12 protein-coding genes are annotated in these 16617 nt (G+C 54.2%); 6 read left to right on the top strand and 6 right to left on the bottom strand.

Features of this window, described 5'->3' with window-relative positions:
* Window positions 1-243 precede the first annotated feature (243 nt).
* Window positions 244-3264 (bottom strand): TonB-dependent receptor, encoded by a 3021-nt coding sequence (locus tag ACR02O_RS12710; RefSeq protein ID WP_494523468.1) that lies wholly within the window; start codon window positions 3262-3264, stop codon window positions 244-246.
* Window positions 3265-3983: 719 nt separating this feature from the next.
* Between ACR02O_RS12710 and ACR02O_RS12705 the strand changes: the two genes are divergently transcribed.
* Complete coding sequence (locus tag ACR02O_RS12705) at window positions 3984-5423, top strand: aryl-sulfate sulfotransferase (protein WP_458137343.1); 1440 nt, start codon at window positions 3984-3986, stop codon at window positions 5421-5423.
* Between the two features lie 176 nt (window positions 5424-5599).
* Entirely contained in the window at window positions 5600-6067 is a 468-nt protein-coding gene (locus tag ACR02O_RS12700; protein WP_445369441.1) for a cupin domain-containing protein, read from the top strand.
* 32 nt (window positions 6068-6099) lie between these two features.
* Here the strand turns inward: ACR02O_RS12700 and ACR02O_RS12695 are convergent, their stop codons facing one another.
* Complete coding sequence (locus tag ACR02O_RS12695; RefSeq protein WP_171695630.1) at window positions 6100-7176, bottom strand: sigma-54 interaction domain-containing protein; 1077 nt, start codon at window positions 7174-7176, stop codon at window positions 6100-6102.
* 821 nt (window positions 7177-7997) lie between these two features.
* On the opposite strand from ACR02O_RS12695, the gene tatA reads away from it, so the two are divergent.
* The 3 genes from tatA to ACR02O_RS12680 all read left to right on the top strand — a co-directional run bounded on the left by tatA (window position 7998) and on the right by ACR02O_RS12680 (window position 12924).
* Window positions 7998-8225, top strand: a complete 228-nt coding sequence (gene tatA, locus ACR02O_RS12690) for a twin-arginine translocase TatA/TatE family subunit (RefSeq protein ID WP_458137341.1) — start codon at window positions 7998-8000, stop codon at window positions 8223-8225.
* Window positions 8226-8523: 298 nt separating this feature from the next.
* Complete coding sequence (locus ACR02O_RS12685) at window positions 8524-11700, top strand: efflux RND transporter permease subunit (RefSeq protein WP_458137340.1); 3177 nt, start codon at window positions 8524-8526, stop codon at window positions 11698-11700.
* Between the two features lie 6 nt (window positions 11701-11706).
* Entirely contained in the window at window positions 11707-12924 is a 1218-nt protein-coding gene (locus ACR02O_RS12680) for an efflux RND transporter periplasmic adaptor subunit (RefSeq protein WP_458137339.1), read from the top strand.
* A 51-nt stretch (window positions 12925-12975) separates the two neighbouring features.
* Here ACR02O_RS12680 and ACR02O_RS12675 read toward each other — a convergent pair whose 3' ends face one another.
* Both ACR02O_RS12675 and ACR02O_RS12670 read right to left on the bottom strand, forming a co-directional pair.
* Window positions 12976-13476 carry a GNAT family N-acetyltransferase gene (locus ACR02O_RS12675; protein WP_458137338.1) on the bottom strand — a complete coding sequence of 167 codons (501 nt, stop codon included), beginning with the start codon at window positions 13474-13476 and terminating at the stop codon, window positions 12976-12978.
* Window positions 13473-14528 (bottom strand): NAD(P)H-dependent oxidoreductase, encoded by a 1056-nt coding sequence (locus tag ACR02O_RS12670; RefSeq protein ID WP_494521734.1) that lies wholly within the window; start codon window positions 14526-14528, stop codon window positions 13473-13475. The genes ACR02O_RS12675 and ACR02O_RS12670 overlap by 4 nt, the downstream gene beginning before the upstream one ends.
* Window positions 14529-14538: 10 nt before the next feature.
* Here ACR02O_RS12670 and ACR02O_RS12665 point away from each other — a divergent pair, with 10 nt between their 5' ends.
* On the top strand, window positions 14539-14757 hold the full coding sequence (locus tag ACR02O_RS12665) for a hypothetical protein (protein ID WP_494521733.1): 219 nt from the start codon (window positions 14539-14541) through the stop codon (window positions 14755-14757).
* 102 nt (window positions 14758-14859) lie between these two features.
* Here the strand turns inward: ACR02O_RS12665 and ACR02O_RS12660 are convergent, their stop codons facing one another.
* Together ACR02O_RS12660 and ACR02O_RS12655 are read right to left on the bottom strand one after the other, a co-directional pair.
* Window positions 14860-15783 (bottom strand): EamA family transporter, encoded by a 924-nt coding sequence (locus tag ACR02O_RS12660; RefSeq protein WP_494521732.1) that lies wholly within the window; start codon window positions 15781-15783, stop codon window positions 14860-14862.
* A gap of 322 nt (window positions 15784-16105) precedes the next feature.
* On the bottom strand, window positions 16106-16597 hold the full coding sequence (locus ACR02O_RS12655; protein ID WP_494521731.1) for an Lrp/AsnC family transcriptional regulator: 492 nt from the start codon (window positions 16595-16597) through the stop codon (window positions 16106-16108).
* Window positions 16598-16617 lie beyond the last annotated feature (20 nt).

Below are 16617 nucleotides of genomic sequence, written 5' to 3'. Positions count from 1 at the left end.
CAACGACCATGCCACAGGATGATAAACATCCGCCTAGCCATCCATTAATGAGATTTAAACAATTGAATTTAATAACTAACTTTAAGACCCAATTTATCTATCTTGCTAACATCATGAGAACGCCGCCAGCTGAAAAACTGTTGAAAGGTCATCAGCCTTTGCTGACTAACTGCCCGCCAATCAACAGTTTCATTTCCAGGTTACGAGCTGGTGTCAAGCGCGTTTTTTTGTCAACCTACCATCTTAAATTTTCCCGCTTAGCTGAATACCGAACCAACGCGGATAAGGATCCGGCCCGTAGGAGTTCCAGCCAATTTCGTGATTTCTATCGTTGAAGATGTTTTTACCGATCAAGCTTAAATCCCAGTGCTTATCGCGGGTGCCGACACCGATCGCCGCGTCCGTTCTGGCTCTATCGCCAACCCAGCCATAGGCCGACAAGTTATCGGTGTTATTGAACTCGGTTTGGTAGTTGGTATTGAAGCTGGTGTGCGCGATGTATTTGCTCTCGAAAATCGGCTTGGAATATTCGGCGCCGACGTTGAAATTCCATTTAGACGCGCCTGGCAAATACTGGCCGGTCATATCGACGTAATCCCCGGTCAAATAACCCAGCTCATCGGGCTTAGGTGCATTTTTGTAATCCAGATATTCGGCAACGTTATAGGCCCCGTTGAAACGGATCGACAAATCGGGAATGGTGTTGATCACGCTATCCAATTCCACGCCGTGCACCCGTACTCGGCCGACGTTACCCTGCGATGCGGTATAAGCCGTCAAACCGGAACCGCCTGGCTCCATATTGACTTGGGTTTGGAACTCGTCGACCACCTGTACGGCTTGCTGGTAGTTTTTAATATCCATGACGAAGGCATCGACATTGAGCACTATCGACTTGTCCAGCCAGAATGATTTCAAACCCAGTTCTAATGCGTGGGTTTCTTCAGGCTTAACCGTAAAGGGACGGCCATTGACCGGAGCGACCGAACCGGACTTTTCACCGTATTGCCAGGACAGATACGTGGTCAGGTCGTCGTTAATTTTATAGCTGGGCGACAACTGCGCGGTATACAAAACGTCTTGATAATCGTCTTCGACGGTTTGGTTCAAACGACCGATCTGCGAAGCCCGCAGGGTTTTGGCGTTGGCTACCATGGTTTTCTGCGCGGCAGTCAATGCGGCGTAACTGGAGCCGCCAAAATACCGGGCTGCTAAGGAATCGGCCCGCGCGGTTTGCTCGGCACTGTTCACCACAGCGTCTCCGGCCACAACAGCGGTTTGCGCTGCATTGAGCTTACCGAAGTTTGCAGTAGAGCCGTAGAACGTGTTGGTCACTGTTTTATTGGTCCCATCGGGATTTTTGTCGATCACCCCGTCGCCATCCTGATCGACGGTAAACGACTGCGCGGTATCGGAGTTAAAGCCGCCAGTCGCCACGTCCCTTACCGTTACAGGGTTAAACGCCCCTCCAACACCGTTTCGGCCAATAATCTTAAAGTTACGCGACTTACGGTCTTCATGCGTGGCGCGTACCCCGGCGGTGAGGGTGAATTTATCGGTAAAGTGCAAATCCGACTCGCCGTATAGGGCACCGGATTGGGTGCGGATCTCGGTAGATTCGAAGGTGCGGGCATCCTGCAACAGGTCTTTCAAGATAGCTTCGCCGGCGCCGCGATTGGTGCCGGCGTTTCGATATAAAGCATTGTATTGACCATTGGTGGCAAACCAGGCCCCGGCGTCGGCGCCCCAGCCGGCTTTCGAGTCCACATTATCCTTGGTCCATAAACCGATCACGCCGGCCTTGTAATCCAAAAAGCCGCCCGGTTTGTTGACGATTTTAAATTCCTGCGTCCATTGATTGTATTTAACCCCGCCGCCGCCATCGACGCTGATGTCAAACGGCGTACCTTCGTCGTTGTGCGCATCGAAGCGATATTCGCGCACCCCGGTTCTTGAGCTCAACACATGATTGCCGACTTCCCAGTCTATCAAGGCTGCCGCGCCCTGGTTATTGACGGTTTGGCCTTTGTTTTGATCGAACCAGACGGTGCCGCGTTGTTCGCCACCAACATAATCGTTATAGGTAAACCCTCTGTTGGCAAAATACTGACCGGCCGCCGCTCTTGAGCCGACGGCGCTGATGGCCCCGGGACTAGTGGTATCGGTTATCGCAAATTGGTTGCTATGGCTGAAATAGCCATTGAGTTTGGAGTAGGCGGACGTACCGTTTCTATCCGTTAGACTGCCGTCGGCAAATCTAAACGGCTGATCGTGGAAGAATGTCAAACCGTTTTGTAACTGCGGCTGTTTGGGTTCGAAATCGGCGATAAAGCGCGCCGTTAAGTTTGAGGTCGGCGTAAACAGCAACTGCGCGCGGCCGCTCAAGCGATCGCGGTTATATAGTGTGTAGTTTCTGTCGTATTCGTTTTCATAAAAACCCCGCGCCTTGTCGACGATGAATGATCCACGCCATGCGAGGAAATTATCGATCACCGTCCCGCCCAAAGCACCTTGCAATATCAACGACTCCCGTTGCCCATAAGCGGCGGACAATTCCGCTGTCGGCGCGAATGTCGGCAATTTGGAGGTGACGTTCACTTTACCCGAGCTTGCGGCCAAGCCGCCCTCGGTACCGCGTGGCCCGCGCGTGACCTCCACCGCTTCCACGTCGTAAAAACTGAAGTTAGCCAACTGCGTCAAGGCATACGGTACGCCGTCCACCGTCACGCCGACGCTGGGGTCCTGAGTTTCCGTGAAACTTCGTTTCCCCAAACCGCGCACCGATAGCGAGGCGCCGCGGGTATTGTTTTGATTAAATTGCACGTTGGACGCGCGGCGGGTGATGTCGCCCAAGTCTCTGGACAGTTCCCGGTTTAGCTCGGTACCGGATACCACCGACACCGATTGCGCGACTTCGTGTAGTTTTGCCAACTTGGGTTTGGCCTTTACTACCACTTCGCCCAAATCCGCTTTTTGGTCATCGTCGTTCCGGGCTAACTCGGTTGCCTGCGCTTCGTTCGGCGCGGCCAGTGTTTCCGTGGGTGCGCCGGCAGTAGCGACTCCGCCAGGTGCGGTGCCCGTTGCACCTTTCTTGATAAACTCCAATTCACGCTGTTTGGCGGCGGCTAGCTGCTGACGTAAAGCCTGATTTTCCGCTTCCAAATCGCTGACCGCTTTGCTGTTGACGGTTTTGGTTTTGCTGTTTTTTTTCGGTGCGGCTTCCACATTGACTGCAGACGCCATGGACACACCGGCGATAGCCATTGCCACGCAGGTCGATAACCTACGTCGCGAACTGATTATTTGAGGAACCCCATCCTGTCGAGTAGCGCTTATTGAAAAAGCACTTGTTAATTTATCGCTCACTATGCCACCTAAACGAATGTTAAAAAAAATCGATAAAAACTAACGTTAATACTGTGCCGTCTAAAACCATATCCGGCTTTAACATCGATTTTGCAATAGGCATGCCAGCAATATTAAATGCGCATTGACGGGAAATAATCCCCGAAAATATATTTATAAAATACTGTTTTATATGAACAATTAAATTAATTACTCGTGATCAACCGGAAAAATTAACAGCCAATTCACGCGCTGTTTTTATCAAACACTGCTGAAACTCAAACAACTACTGCTGACAACATGAACGGCCTTTGCTGTTAGGCTGAACGAGCATTGCTGCAGATCTGAGTGACGTCTGCTGAATTGGAAATACTTTTTGCTGATGGCCTGCACTTGGCTCAACAAGTTTGGCCAAATCCATCGCCCCCATCTGCCGTTTACCCTAAGGCTTACTGGAAAAATACCGCGCGTGAGCACTGGCGTGCTAATGACAAAGCCTTGAAATACCGGCCCTTTTAGAGTTTATGACTGTTTGCGGCGAGATTTTTGGTGACCGATACGGATAGAACAAAATATTGGCTTGATCATTGCTTAACACCAAAAGCAATAGCAAACACCCATTTATAAAGGAATAAAAAATGACACAAATCAGACCCTCCGCAAGCGCGCAGGGAGGCAAAAAAACCCGGGCATCGCGTAAATCCCAGACTTGGCAACAAGCCACATTGATAGCCTTAGGCACGGCCCTCAGCGTCTCGGCATTATCGGGACCGAGTGTTTTTCCCACTGGCACCACGCGCTACGATCCCAGCAAAGCCTATAACTCTTTTGTTTTGTTCAGCGGCGGCGACAACATCGCACATTTGATCGATTTAAACGGAAATTCCGTTCACGAATGGCCGGATGCCGCCAGCCACAGCACCTTAATCAATCCCGCCATCAACGGCGGTAAATTGGGACATGTGTTTGTGACGCAGGAAACCACCGAAGGCAAAGGCACAGACCTGGTACCCGGCCAAGTTAGCAAGAAAATCACCAAAACCATTGCCGAGCTGGATTGGGACGGCAAAACCGTCTGGCGTTTTGGCGACAAAGCCCCCGGCGGCGCGGCGCAACAACATCATGACTGGGCCAGACTGCCCAACGGCAATACGGTGGTGTTAGCTAACCTGGTGCATCCGGTTAAGGGGTTTAAGCAAGCGCAGGTACTGGACGATGTGATTTATGAAGTCAATCCGGCAGGCGAAGTGGTCTGGAAATGGATTGCCTCGGAACATCTGAATGAATTTGGCTTTACGCCCGCGGAACTTAAATTGGTCCGCAACGCCGAGATCGCCGACTATCTGCATGTCAACAACCTGAAAGTAGTCGGCCCGAACCACTGGTACGCAGCCGGCGATCAGCGCTTTCATCCGGATAATTTGTTGATCGACGCGCGCAACACCAATTTCATCATCATTATTGACAGAAAGACCGGCAAAGTGGTCTGGAACCTGGGGCCGCACTACCCAGCCGCGTCCATTGAAGAACAACAAGCCCGCAAGGTGCCGCGCCCGGTCGATCAAATCAGTGCCCAGCACGATGCGCATATCATTCCGGAAGGCTTACCCGGCGCCGGGAATTTATTAGTGTTCGACAATCAAGGCATCGCCGGTTATCCGCCGGCTCCCGTGCCGCGTACCGGTGGTTCGCGCGTATTGGAGATAGATCCGATCAAGAAAGAAATTGTCTGGCAGTACACAGGCGAGAGCTCGGGCGGCCCCAGTTGGTCGTTTCGTAGCACCCATATCAGCGCTGCCCGCCGCTTGCCTAACGGGAATACTTTTATAGACGAGGGCCAGAGTGGACGCTTATTTCAAGAGACAACCGACGGCGACATAGTCTGGGAATATATCAATCCGTATTTTCGTACCGGTAAGGATGCTTTGACCGGCCGGGCCACCGCCAACAACTCGGTATATCGCGGCCAACCGGTACCTTACGATTGGGTACCGGCCGGCACACCGCATAGTGAAAATCCGGTCACTGCGCCTGATTTGAGCAAATTTCGGCTACCGGTAGCCAGTAACAAACCTTAAAACAACTTGGTAAAAACCCAGGTACGCGGTATGCAATTTTAAAACCATGGGTTTCGGGGTATCCGGTCGTGATGTTTGGTAGACGGGTTACTACCATTAAGTTTAACGGAACGGACACTCCACAACCGGATACCCCGAAACCCATGGCGCTAACAACCTATAATTTGGAGACTAAGATGTTAGGTAAACCTATTCGACCAACGTTATCGCTACCGATCTTGACGGTCGCGCTATGCTGCGCGTATAGCTCGGCGGCAGCGTTGGAACTCGACCCCAAAGCCATCAACATCAAACTGCCCGAGCAGATTAATTGGGTGGCAAACCCCAGCGGCTCGGAGAGCGCGGTATTAGTAGGCGATCCCAACAAGCCCGGCCTGTATGTGGTGCTGAACAAGTGGAAGGCTCATCACAATAGCAAGCCGCATTCGCACCCGAACGACCGCTTCATAACCGTGATTTCAGGAACTTGGTGGGTAGGCACCGGCACGGATTATGATCCGGCGCATTTGCAAGCGGTGCCGGCGGGTAGCTTCGTTACCCACTACGGCAACGAAATCCATTATGACGGTGCCAAAGACGAAGACACGATTCTGCAGATTGTCGGCATCGGCCCGGCGACGTCTACCCCGGCCCCTGCAAAATAGCAGGCAGCTCGCCATCGGCGAGCTTGCTGAGATTACTCTTCGCTTTCTTCGTAGGCGACGGCCAATTTTCTTTGACCATTGGCCAACATGCCATACAGCCCTAGTTTGTGCCGCAGGACATTGCGGCTAATATCCAGCAAGCGCGCAGTTTGCACCTGGTTTTCTTCGCAAAACTCGAACGCCGTACGAATCACGGTTTCTTCGATAATATCGAATAACTTAGGCGGCGCTTGTTCGCACAAACGTAGTAGCGAACTCTCCAGCGACGAAGTGGAAACTGTCGGTCCGGTCTGCGAAGCTCGCACACCGGATAACTTAAAGTCCTCCGGACGCAAGCGATTGCCGGGGCAGACCAACAATGCTCTATGCACGGCATTTTCCAGCTCACGAATATTGCCGGGCCAATCGTAATTTAACAAGGCCAACTCGGTGGATGGCGATAATTTAATTTCGCCGTAGCCCAGGCGGTCGCCGTAGACCTTCAGAAAGTGCCTGGCCAAAGGCAAAATGTCGCCCGGCCGTTCCCGCAACGGTGCCAAGTGAATCGCAGCCACATTAAAACGGTAATACAGATCGGCGCGAAAATGCGACGCCGCCACCGCTTCTTCCAAATTAACATTGGTAGCGGCGATGACTCTGACATCCACCGGCGACGGCGTGCGCGAGCCCACCTTGACCACTTCCCTTTCCTGTAGAACCCGCAATAATTTCGCTTGCAAGCCCAGCGGTAAATCACCGACTTCGTCGAGAAACAAACTGCCTTTATTGGCGGTTTCGAACCAACCTTCTTTGGTATTTAAAGCGCCGGTGAAAGCACCTTTTTCGTGGCCGAATAATTCGCTTTCGATCAGGTTTTCACTGAGTGCCGCGCAATTCAGAGCCCCGAACGGTCCTTTGGCGCGCTTACTCAGTGCATGCACATGCCTGGCGACCAATTCCTTGCCGGTGCCGGTCTCGCCGATGATCAACACTGTCGCATCGCTAGGCGCGATTCGCTCGATGTGCTCCAACAGTTTTCGTGAAACCGGATCCTCGAACACCATCGCCGTGGCCCGCACCGTGTGCGACAGCTGTCGTAATTGCAATTCGTCAAATGCCAATAATGTCATACGGTTTCCCCTTTACTGCGAGCAACGATGCCGCCACTCAAAAATTGTTCCATGAAAACTCTTTTCCTGAGATGTCAAAAATAGTGATTCGTCAGCGGCAGCGCAAATTAACTGCCGATACGCCAACGCCAAACAAAAATCAGCCTTACCCGTGCCCAAAGTCAGCCCACACACCGGCGCCAGCGCCGACCACAGACCAAAAAAAAGCCAGCAGTCCTTTGGGGACACACTGGCTTCCGGCGATCCGGTCAGCAGAAGTGGATGTTATGGAGACAAAATGCTCGGAAAATAACAGCGAGATACCAGGCTCTAAGCATGGTTCATGCCACTTCGTGTTTTCAGCACATCATAAAGGATTACAGGTTTTTGTGAAACCCAAATGTTGCCACAGCAACATAATCTGCTGATTTAGTGTTGATATTTCACCATATTTTCATAGGCCTGCATTTTACTGGCCGGGCATGGCGTTTTTTCGCGCCAATCCAATTAGCTCGGGCTTTTTCAACAAGCCCGGTCAGCCGAAATCACTGCTTAAACATGCCCACTATGTTGCGGCCTGTTCGTATACCAGCAGCATTTGCTGGCGTCATGCTTGTAAATCAGCATTTTTTTGGTTGCTTGCCGTTGCCCCGCCTGCTTCTATGATCGGTAACTAAAACCAGTGTTGTTGATATGCCTGGAACACAGCGGCACTTAGGCTTATTCCAGTGCTCACTCGGCAGATTGGCCCTTATCTTGCTGAAGACCGCCTTGAAAAGACTAAGTCAAACTCATTAAGCGACTTAATCTAACATCCGCAACTTTCAACTTTGGAGCAAAACATGGGCTTGAGCATTCCCCACCTATTAGTAGTTTTAGCGATTGTGGTCTTGGTGTTCGGCACCAAGCGCTTGAAGAATGTCGGCGCCGATTTGGGCGATGCTATCAAGGGATTTCGTACAGCGGTAAAAGAAAGTGAAGAAACCGAAGAGGCCAAAGCGATCACCCAACTCTATCAGGAAGAATTATCCGACGAGTTGATAGGTAAAGCTGAGCGCACCAAGGCTTGATACGCCGGGTTGCTGTTCTCAGGCTAAACGTGCTTAGACCAGCGCCCTGCTGCCAGAGCAGCAGCTTTTGATCCCCGCCTGTTTGCATACCAACAGCTTGGAACATTTTCCGGAAAAAATTATGTTGCTGGTTCTCACCTAAGCCCAAGCGCCTGCAGGACACTATGCTTGTAAAAACCGATGGAGATTGCTTGGTATAGCACTTGCTTGGGACAAGCACTAAATTGCCTTTGCCGGATAAACGCTAGCTTTAAAACCGGCCAGACCTCGCTAACCAATCGGATCTCCCGAAAAATCCATGTGGATCGTTAATATTGCTTTACGCCGCCCCTATACCTTTATCGTGGCGGCGCTGTTGATTCTATTGTCTACACCCTATGTGTTACGGAAAATGCCCACCGACATTTTCCCGACCATCGATATTCCGGTGGTAGCGATGCTTTGGCAATACAACGGCATGACCGCCAAAGAAATTGCCGACCGCCTGACCACCAGCGTCGAACGCTCTATGGCACTGATCGACGGCATCGAACACAGCGAATCCTTGTCTTACGGCGGGGCGGCTGTGGTTAAAGTATTTTTCCATCCGGGCACCGACATCCGCACTGCCATCGCCCAGGTGATGTCCAGCAGCAACTCGGTTTACCGCTCGTTACCCACCAACGTGGCACCGCCGCAAGTCATTCAATATTCGGCGGCCGATCTGCCGTTGGTGCAGTTGGGCATTTCCAGTAGCGTCGTCCCGGAAACCGATGTCAACGATCTGGTGAATAATATCGCCAGAACCGCATTGCAATCCAAACCCGGCGTGGCGATGACGAATCCGTTCGGCGCGAAAAGCCGGCAAATTACGCTGGATGTCGACGCCCCGGCCCTGTTGGCGCGCGGCCTGTCGCCTGCCGATTTAAACGATACCCTGGCCGCGCAAAACCTGATCCTGCCCACCGGCACGGTAAAAATCGGCAGTAACGAATACGACGTCAGCCTGAACGGCGCAGTGGCGGCGATACCCCGGCTCGCCGACCTGCCGGTCCGCACCGTGAACGGTGTGACAACGCTCGTTCGCGACGTGGCAACGGTGCGCGACGGCGCGGCCCCAGTGACCACCATCGCCCGGCAAAACGGCGAACGCGGCATCCTGACCTCCATTTTTAAGGTTGGTCGTACCTCGACGCTGGAAGTGGTTGAGCACGTCCGGCAAACCATTCCGAAAATGCTCGACCTGATGCCGGATGGCATCAATATGCGGCTAATGTTCGACCAATCCCTATTCGTGAAAGCGGCAATCGGCAATGTGTTGCACGAAGCGCTGATCGCCGCCGGCTTGACTGCGGCGATGATCCTGCTGTTTCTGGGCAATTGGCGCACCACCTGCATCATCGCGGTATCGATACCGCTGTCCATCATGGTTTCGTTGATCGCATTATATTTAGTCGGCGAGACTATCAATCTGATGACGATGGGCGGCCTGGCCTTGGCGGTGGGGATTCTGGTGGACGATGCCACCGTGGAAATCGAAAACATCGAGCGGCAAATGCTGCTGGGCAAGAACCCGCATCAAGCCATCTTGGACGGCGCGGCGGAAATCGCGATGCCGGCGCTGGTCTCGACGTTGTGCATCTGCATCGTGTTCGTACCGATGTTTTTCCTGTCCGGCGTGGCGCGCAGCCTATTCGTACCGATGGCGGAAGCGGTGGTATTCGCAATGCTGGCTTCCTACATTCTCTCGCGTACCTTGGTGCCGACGCTGGTGATGTATGTGATGTCCGGCCATCACGGCCATACCGATGCGCCGCCGACCAACGCGCTGGCGAGAGGCTTTCAACGCCTGCATCACGCCTTCGAGCGCGGCTTCGAACAGTTTCGCGGCCATTATTTGATCCTGGCCAGCCATTTGCTGAAACACCGTTTGCGCTATAGCTCGGCAATTCTAGGCTTTTGCCTGGCATCGCTGGGTTTGGTGCCGCTATTGGGAGAAGATTTGTTTCCGGCCGTGGACGCCGGGCAGATTCGCCTGCATGTCCGGGCGCCTTCCGGCACCCGCATCGAGGAAATGCCGCAACACATCGATGCGGTGGAAAAAGTCATTCGCGGCATTATTCCCGCCGAAGAAATCGCCGATCTGCTCGACATCATCGGCGGCCCCTACAGCACTCGCAACACCTTATTCGGCAATTCCGGCACCGTGGAAACCGCCGATACCGAAATCATGATTTCACTGCGTCCCGGCGATCATGCGCCCAGTGCCGACTATATCAAACGCCTCCGCGCAGAACTGCCAGGACAATTTCCCGGCCTGGAATTTTTCTTCCAGCCCGCGGATCAGGTCAGCCAGACCTTGAATTTCGGCGTGCCGGCGCCTATCGACATCCAATTCATCGGCGGTAAACCGGACGAGGTGATGCCGCAGGTCATCGCCTTGCAAAATCGATTGCGGCAAATTCCCGGCATCGTCGATGCACATATTTACCAGCGTATGAATCGGCCGGCATTGGATTTGGAAATGAATCGCCAACAATTGCAGCAACTGGGCTTATCGGCCCGCGATCTGGCGCAAAACCTGTTATTGACTCTGAGCGGCAGCATGCAAACCGCGCCGTCGTTCTGGCTGAATCCGGCTAACGGCAACTCGGTGAATATCGGCGTGATGGGTAATCCGCTGGACTTGGATAATCTGGATGCCTTGATGCGCACGCCGGTAGGCGGTGGTAACGGCCAGCCGCAATTGCTGGGCAATTTAGTCAAACTGAAACGCACCGTGTTACCCGTCGCAGTGACGCATTACAACGCCAATAACGTGTTCGATATTTACGCCAGCGTCGAAGGCCGCGATTTGGGTTCGGTGAGCAGAGAAATCGAAACGCTGGTTGCCGACAGCCGCAGCCATTTGCCGCGCGGCGTCGATTTGAGCGTGCGCGGCCAGATCGAAACTCTGAAAAGTTCGTTTACCGGTTTGGGAGCCGGCTTGGCCGTAGCAATTGTGATGCTGTACCTGTTGCTGGTAGTCAATTTTCAATCCTGGTTGGACCCGCTGATTATCGTCAGCGCCCTGCCCGCCGCACTGGCAGGCATCGCCTGGACCTTGTTTTTGACCGGCACCACCTTGAGCATTCCGGCCTTGACCGGCAGCATCATGGCCATGGGCGTGGTTACCGCCAATAGCATTTTATTGGTGTCGTTTGCCCGCACCCGTCTGGCAGAAGGTGTACCGCCGGTGACGGCAGCGTTGGAAGCGGCGGCTACCCGGCTGAGACCGGTGCTGATGACCGCGTTTGCGATGATCGTCGGCATGTTGCCGATGGCCATAGGCTGGGGCGAAGGCGCCGAACAAAACGCGCCGTTGGGCCGCGCGGTGATCGGCGGCCTGGCCTTTGCCACCGTGTCCACTTTACTGTTCGTGCCGCTAGTGTTTGCCGGCACCCACCGCTGGCTGGCGCACCGCCTTTCGCATCGTACAAGCTTTGTAACTCCCTAAAATCATATGAATAGCATCCCTTCTTCTACCTTTGCGCGACCGTCCACCGACCATACGCACCGCACCCTGCTGGTAGTAAAACGGCTGGGTCTGGGGCTATTGTTATTGCTCCTGCTGGCCGGCGCCTGGCGCCTGGCACAGAATCTCCAGCAAGCGGAAACCTTGCAGGCGCAAACGGCGGCCAGCCAACAGCGCAGCGTCATCGCCGCGCATTCAAGGCGCGGCGAGGCGACCCGCAAGTTGGTATTGCCCGCCAGTTTGCGTGGCAACACCGAAACCCAACTGTATGCGCGCAGCAACGGCTACTTGAGCGCCTGGCACAAAACCATAGGCGATCAGGTCAAGAAAGGCGACTTGTTGGCGGTTATCGACGTGCCCGAGCTGGAACAGGAACTGGCGCAAGCGCGCGCCGCGCTGGCGCAAGTCAAAGCCAGGCTGGAGCTGACCCGCACCACCCTGCAACGCTGGACGCAATTGAACGGCAGCGACAGCGGCACGCAACAGGAGTTCGACGAAAAACGCAGCGCTTTCCTGCAAGCCGAAGCCGATTTCTCTGCCGCGCAAGCCAATGTCAAACGCCTGGAAAATATCGAAGGCTATCGGCGCATCGTCGCACCCTTTTCCGGCGTGATTACCCGGCGGGCGGTCGATGTCGGCAGCTTGATCGTGGCCGGCAGCCAGGAGTTATTCGCGTTAACCCAAACCGACCCTTTACGACTAACGGTCTGGGTACCGCAAGTCTATGCCGACGACATCAAGGCCGGCCAGGAAGTCTCAGTAAGACTCCTCGATTCGCAAAGTAAACCGGTGAGCGCCCATGTGGATCATGTAGCCGGCGCGCTGGACCCGGTCAATCGTTCCCGGCAGGTAGATATCGCCCTGCCCAACAAAGACGGAAAGTTACTGCCCGGTTCCTACGTGGAGATCTCGATCAACGTCGCCGGTAAATCCAGCCCCTTGGTGGTGCCGGCTAATGTGTTGGTGATCGATCAAGCCGGTCCGCATGTGGTAGTGGTCGATGCGGAACATCGTGTGGCGTTTCGTCCGGTAAAACTGGGCCGCGATTTTGGCCGCGAACTGGAAATTTTGGAAGGCATCTCCGCCAGCGATACCTTGGTCGCCAGCCCCTCGGATCTGTTAGTGGAAGGCGAAACCGTGGGTGTAGTGGAAGCCCAAGCAAAACCGGCGGAGAAAGCCAAGGACAAAACCCCCGGCAAATCGTGAAATATTTCAGCAATCCGGGGCAGGACGGGCCATCCGGCAGGGAAATGGCTATCATCGCCACGATGGGGAGTTTAACGCTGAGCTTGGCAATTGCATGGGCACAAATGCCACGCCTTTGTCCTCAATCTTAGGCCCCAGCGGCTGAAATCCCAGCCGAGCATAAAACGGCACGGAGGATAGCGCGGCATTCACCGTGAAGGTCTCCGACGGGCATGCGGCCAACGATAAGGTGATGGCGCGCAACGCCAATGCCGTGCCGATACCTTGGTATTGGCAGTCAGGCGCCACAAACAGATGAAAAAGATGCCGGGCATCGCGAACTGCAACCACACCGGCCAGCTTACCGTTTAGCAAACCCACCAGATAAAGGAAATTTGCATTAGCGATGTAGCTAGCAATCGCTTGCGGGCTGATGCTCGAATAAAACAACTCGGCACCGTCGCCAGTAGGGGAAATCGTACAACGGTTGGCAACGCTGCCAATCAGTTGGCTGACGCACTCGGCATCGGTCGCTAAGGCGGTACGGATGATCAACGGCGAGTTTGTCGTCATGGCTCAGTAACGGCAAGGTCCGGCAAGTTGTGATAAACCTGCTCGACGGTTTGGTGTTCGGTTAGTGCTTTAATGACCGCCGGCAAGGGTTCTGCATCGATACCGGGCAAGTCGTGTTCCAAGGGATTCACAATCGAAAACGCCAATTTCTCCAGCGGCGGGCAAAAGTCCGCGTTCACACCGGGCTTGTTGCCGCGCGCATCGATCCGGTACCAGCCGTATTGTTGCAAGTAAACCGCGTTCAAACCGTGCAAGCAATAAGGCGGCTGATCGCCGTCTAGCGTCAAGCGCTGGTAACACAGTCCGGCCGGAATGCCGTTGGCGCGCAACAGCGCCGCCAGCAAATGGCTTTTGGCGTAACAATAGCCGGTGCCGTGGATCAACACCTCGGAGGCCTTGCAGGTCACGGGGTTCAGCCGGTAGTCCCAGCTATGCTTGATCTGGTCGCGGACGAATTCGAAACAGCGTTTGGCGATGGCTTCCTCATCGGCGCAGCCCTCAGCCAATTTTGCGGCTTGGCCGACGATGGCCGGATGTTGGCTATCGATATAAACACTGCTGCCCAGGAAGGGTTTCATTTCCGGCAATAGCGTTATCGTGCGTTGGATTTTGGTTAACACGCCGGTCAGTAATGAAACGATTTCCGGCATCGCCAACAGCTCCGCTTCGCCGATGTGGGTGCTCGGCAACGGCAAGGTGATCGATGCGGCTTCGATCAGTATGGCCGACATGGTGGCCAAGGTTTCCCGGAGCGCTGCATCGGCGTGATGGGCACGCCGCGAAGCGTTCAATACCGCGACCGGCTTGTCGACAAAGCCTTCAAACGCCACCAACCAATCCAGCGTGTTTTTGATGGTGCCGGTAACACCGTGCGCATATTCCGGGCTGGCGATCAGCAAGGCGTCCGCTGCGGCCACTTCGTTGCGTAATTGCAGGGCAACGGCCGGCGGCGCGTGTTCCAAATCCGGATTGTATAAAGGCAAGTCGCCAAGCCCGGAAAACAAATAGACTTCGATAGAGGAAGGCGCCAAATGCCTCACAGTGCGCAGCACGGCGGAATTGATGGATACAGCCCGTAAGCTGCCGGATAAAGCCAGTATTTTCATGGCAAAGCGAGGTGTGGAATGTCAGGGAAAAGTAATGGCAAGCAATAATAGACCGCTTGGCACGCTTGATAATGACGTTGATTTTCGCATGCCATACAAAGAGGCGGGGCCATTTCTAAAAATCATCGACCTGCTTGGATTACTTGCAAGCTTAGCCAAATCCAAACCGTCATAAAGCAAAACCCAAGCGTGCCCGGAATACTATTGGTTTATCGGAAAACAGCCTCAATGCATTTCGGCGTTTGCTTCCGCTCCAGGACTTAAAAAGTGAGATCCGTCATTTGCTCGCGCGTCGCGCCGCTGCCGGCTTGGCCCTTGAGCCGCGCGCACTATTCATGAATACGATAGCCCCAATGATGATCACCGACGCACTCAGGACGCGCGGCGTGAGCGGTTCGTTCGCGAACCAGTTGCCTAAAAACACCGCCACCAGCGGATTGACGTAGGCGTAGGTGGCTACCAACGGGATCGGCGCGTTTTGCAGCAACCAGGCGTAGGAGGCGAAACCGATGATCATTGAGCCAAACACGATCAGATACGCCAAGGCCAGCCAGGAGTTAACCGATACCTGAGCCAGGTTGAAAACACCCCATTGTTCGCTTAGCGCACTGACCAGCAACAAGGCAAAGCCGCCGGTCAGCATTTCCGCGCCGGTTGTCATCAGTGCCGTCTTCGGCAAATCCGCAGTTTTGCTGTAGATTGAACCTAAGGCCCAAAGCAAACTGGCGAGCAATAGCGCCGCCACACCGGGCAGATTTACCGGGATACCGTCTGAAAACGCCGTCGGACCGACCAGCAAGTAAATCCCCATGAAGCCAATGACCAATCCGACCAGTACACGCAGCGTCGGTCTGGTGCCGTTAGGTCTGAGTGCGTCGGCCATTACCAGAAACATCGGCACCGCGCCGATGATCAGCGCGGCGACGCCGGATGGGACGGTTTGTTCGGCCCAACAAACCAAGCCGTTGCCGCCGAGCAATAACAATATGCCGACAATGGCCGCCGAACGCCACTGCCGCAAGGTTGGCAAGGCATCGCCGACCAGACGCCGCCAAACCAGCAAAATGAAGCCGGACACCACAAAACGCAATCCACCGGACAAAAATGGCGGCAATGTTTCGACTACAAAACGGATCATCAAATAAGTTGATCCCCACACCAGATAAACGGCCAACAACGCGGCCCAGACCTTAGCTTTCATTCTTAAAACGACTGGCTTTTACCATTCGCCCTGGAGTTGTCGAGGGACGCGCCAAATCAGGCTTCGACAGGCGCAGCTCGAACGGTGTACCCATATTAAATACGGCCGGATTCATAATTTCGGCTGCTACTTGCGCCCCTGCTACACACAGGCGTAACGGCCGGGGCGAATACTTTTTGTTGCCGCTGATTGAGGTTGGTACCATGCGAAAGCCTAACGGTAGGAAAATGCTTGAAAGTTATCGAAGTGTAGACGGCTGGTCCGCTGTCAGTCGCCGTGTTTAGGCGCAGTTTATACGAAGCGGCCTACCCGTTCTGAATAGTCAAAGCCCTTCCCCAACCAAAAACGCCGTCTTATCCACTACCCGCCGCAACACAAAGCTGGTATGTACCCCGCTGACACCGGCAATGCCGGTGATGCGTTTCAGCAGCAACTCCTGGTAGGCATCTAAGTCCTTGACCACCACCTTGAGCTGGTAGTCGGCGGTTTGGCCGGTGATCAGCAGGCATTCCAGGACTTCCGGAATGCCGGCGACCGCCGCTTCGAAGGTGCTGAAACGTTCCGGCGTGTGTTGGTCCATCGAGATGTGAATCAAGGCCATCAACGTCAATCCCAAGGCTTTGGCATCCAACAAAGCCCGGTAACCAACGATCAGGCCGCCCTCCTCCAGCGCTCTAACCCGCCGCAAACACGGTGACGGCGACAGTCCGATGCGGTCGGCCAATTCCTGGTTGCTGATGCGGCCGTCGGTTTGCAGGATGTTCAAGATTTGCCGGTCGTATCGATCCAGTTCCATAAAATGCCCGCTATTCATTTAAAAAAACAATAAAATAA

This window comes from Methylomonas sp. PHL2-19, from assembly GCF_059331595.1.
This window is presented reverse-complemented; position numbering and strand designations above follow the sequence as displayed.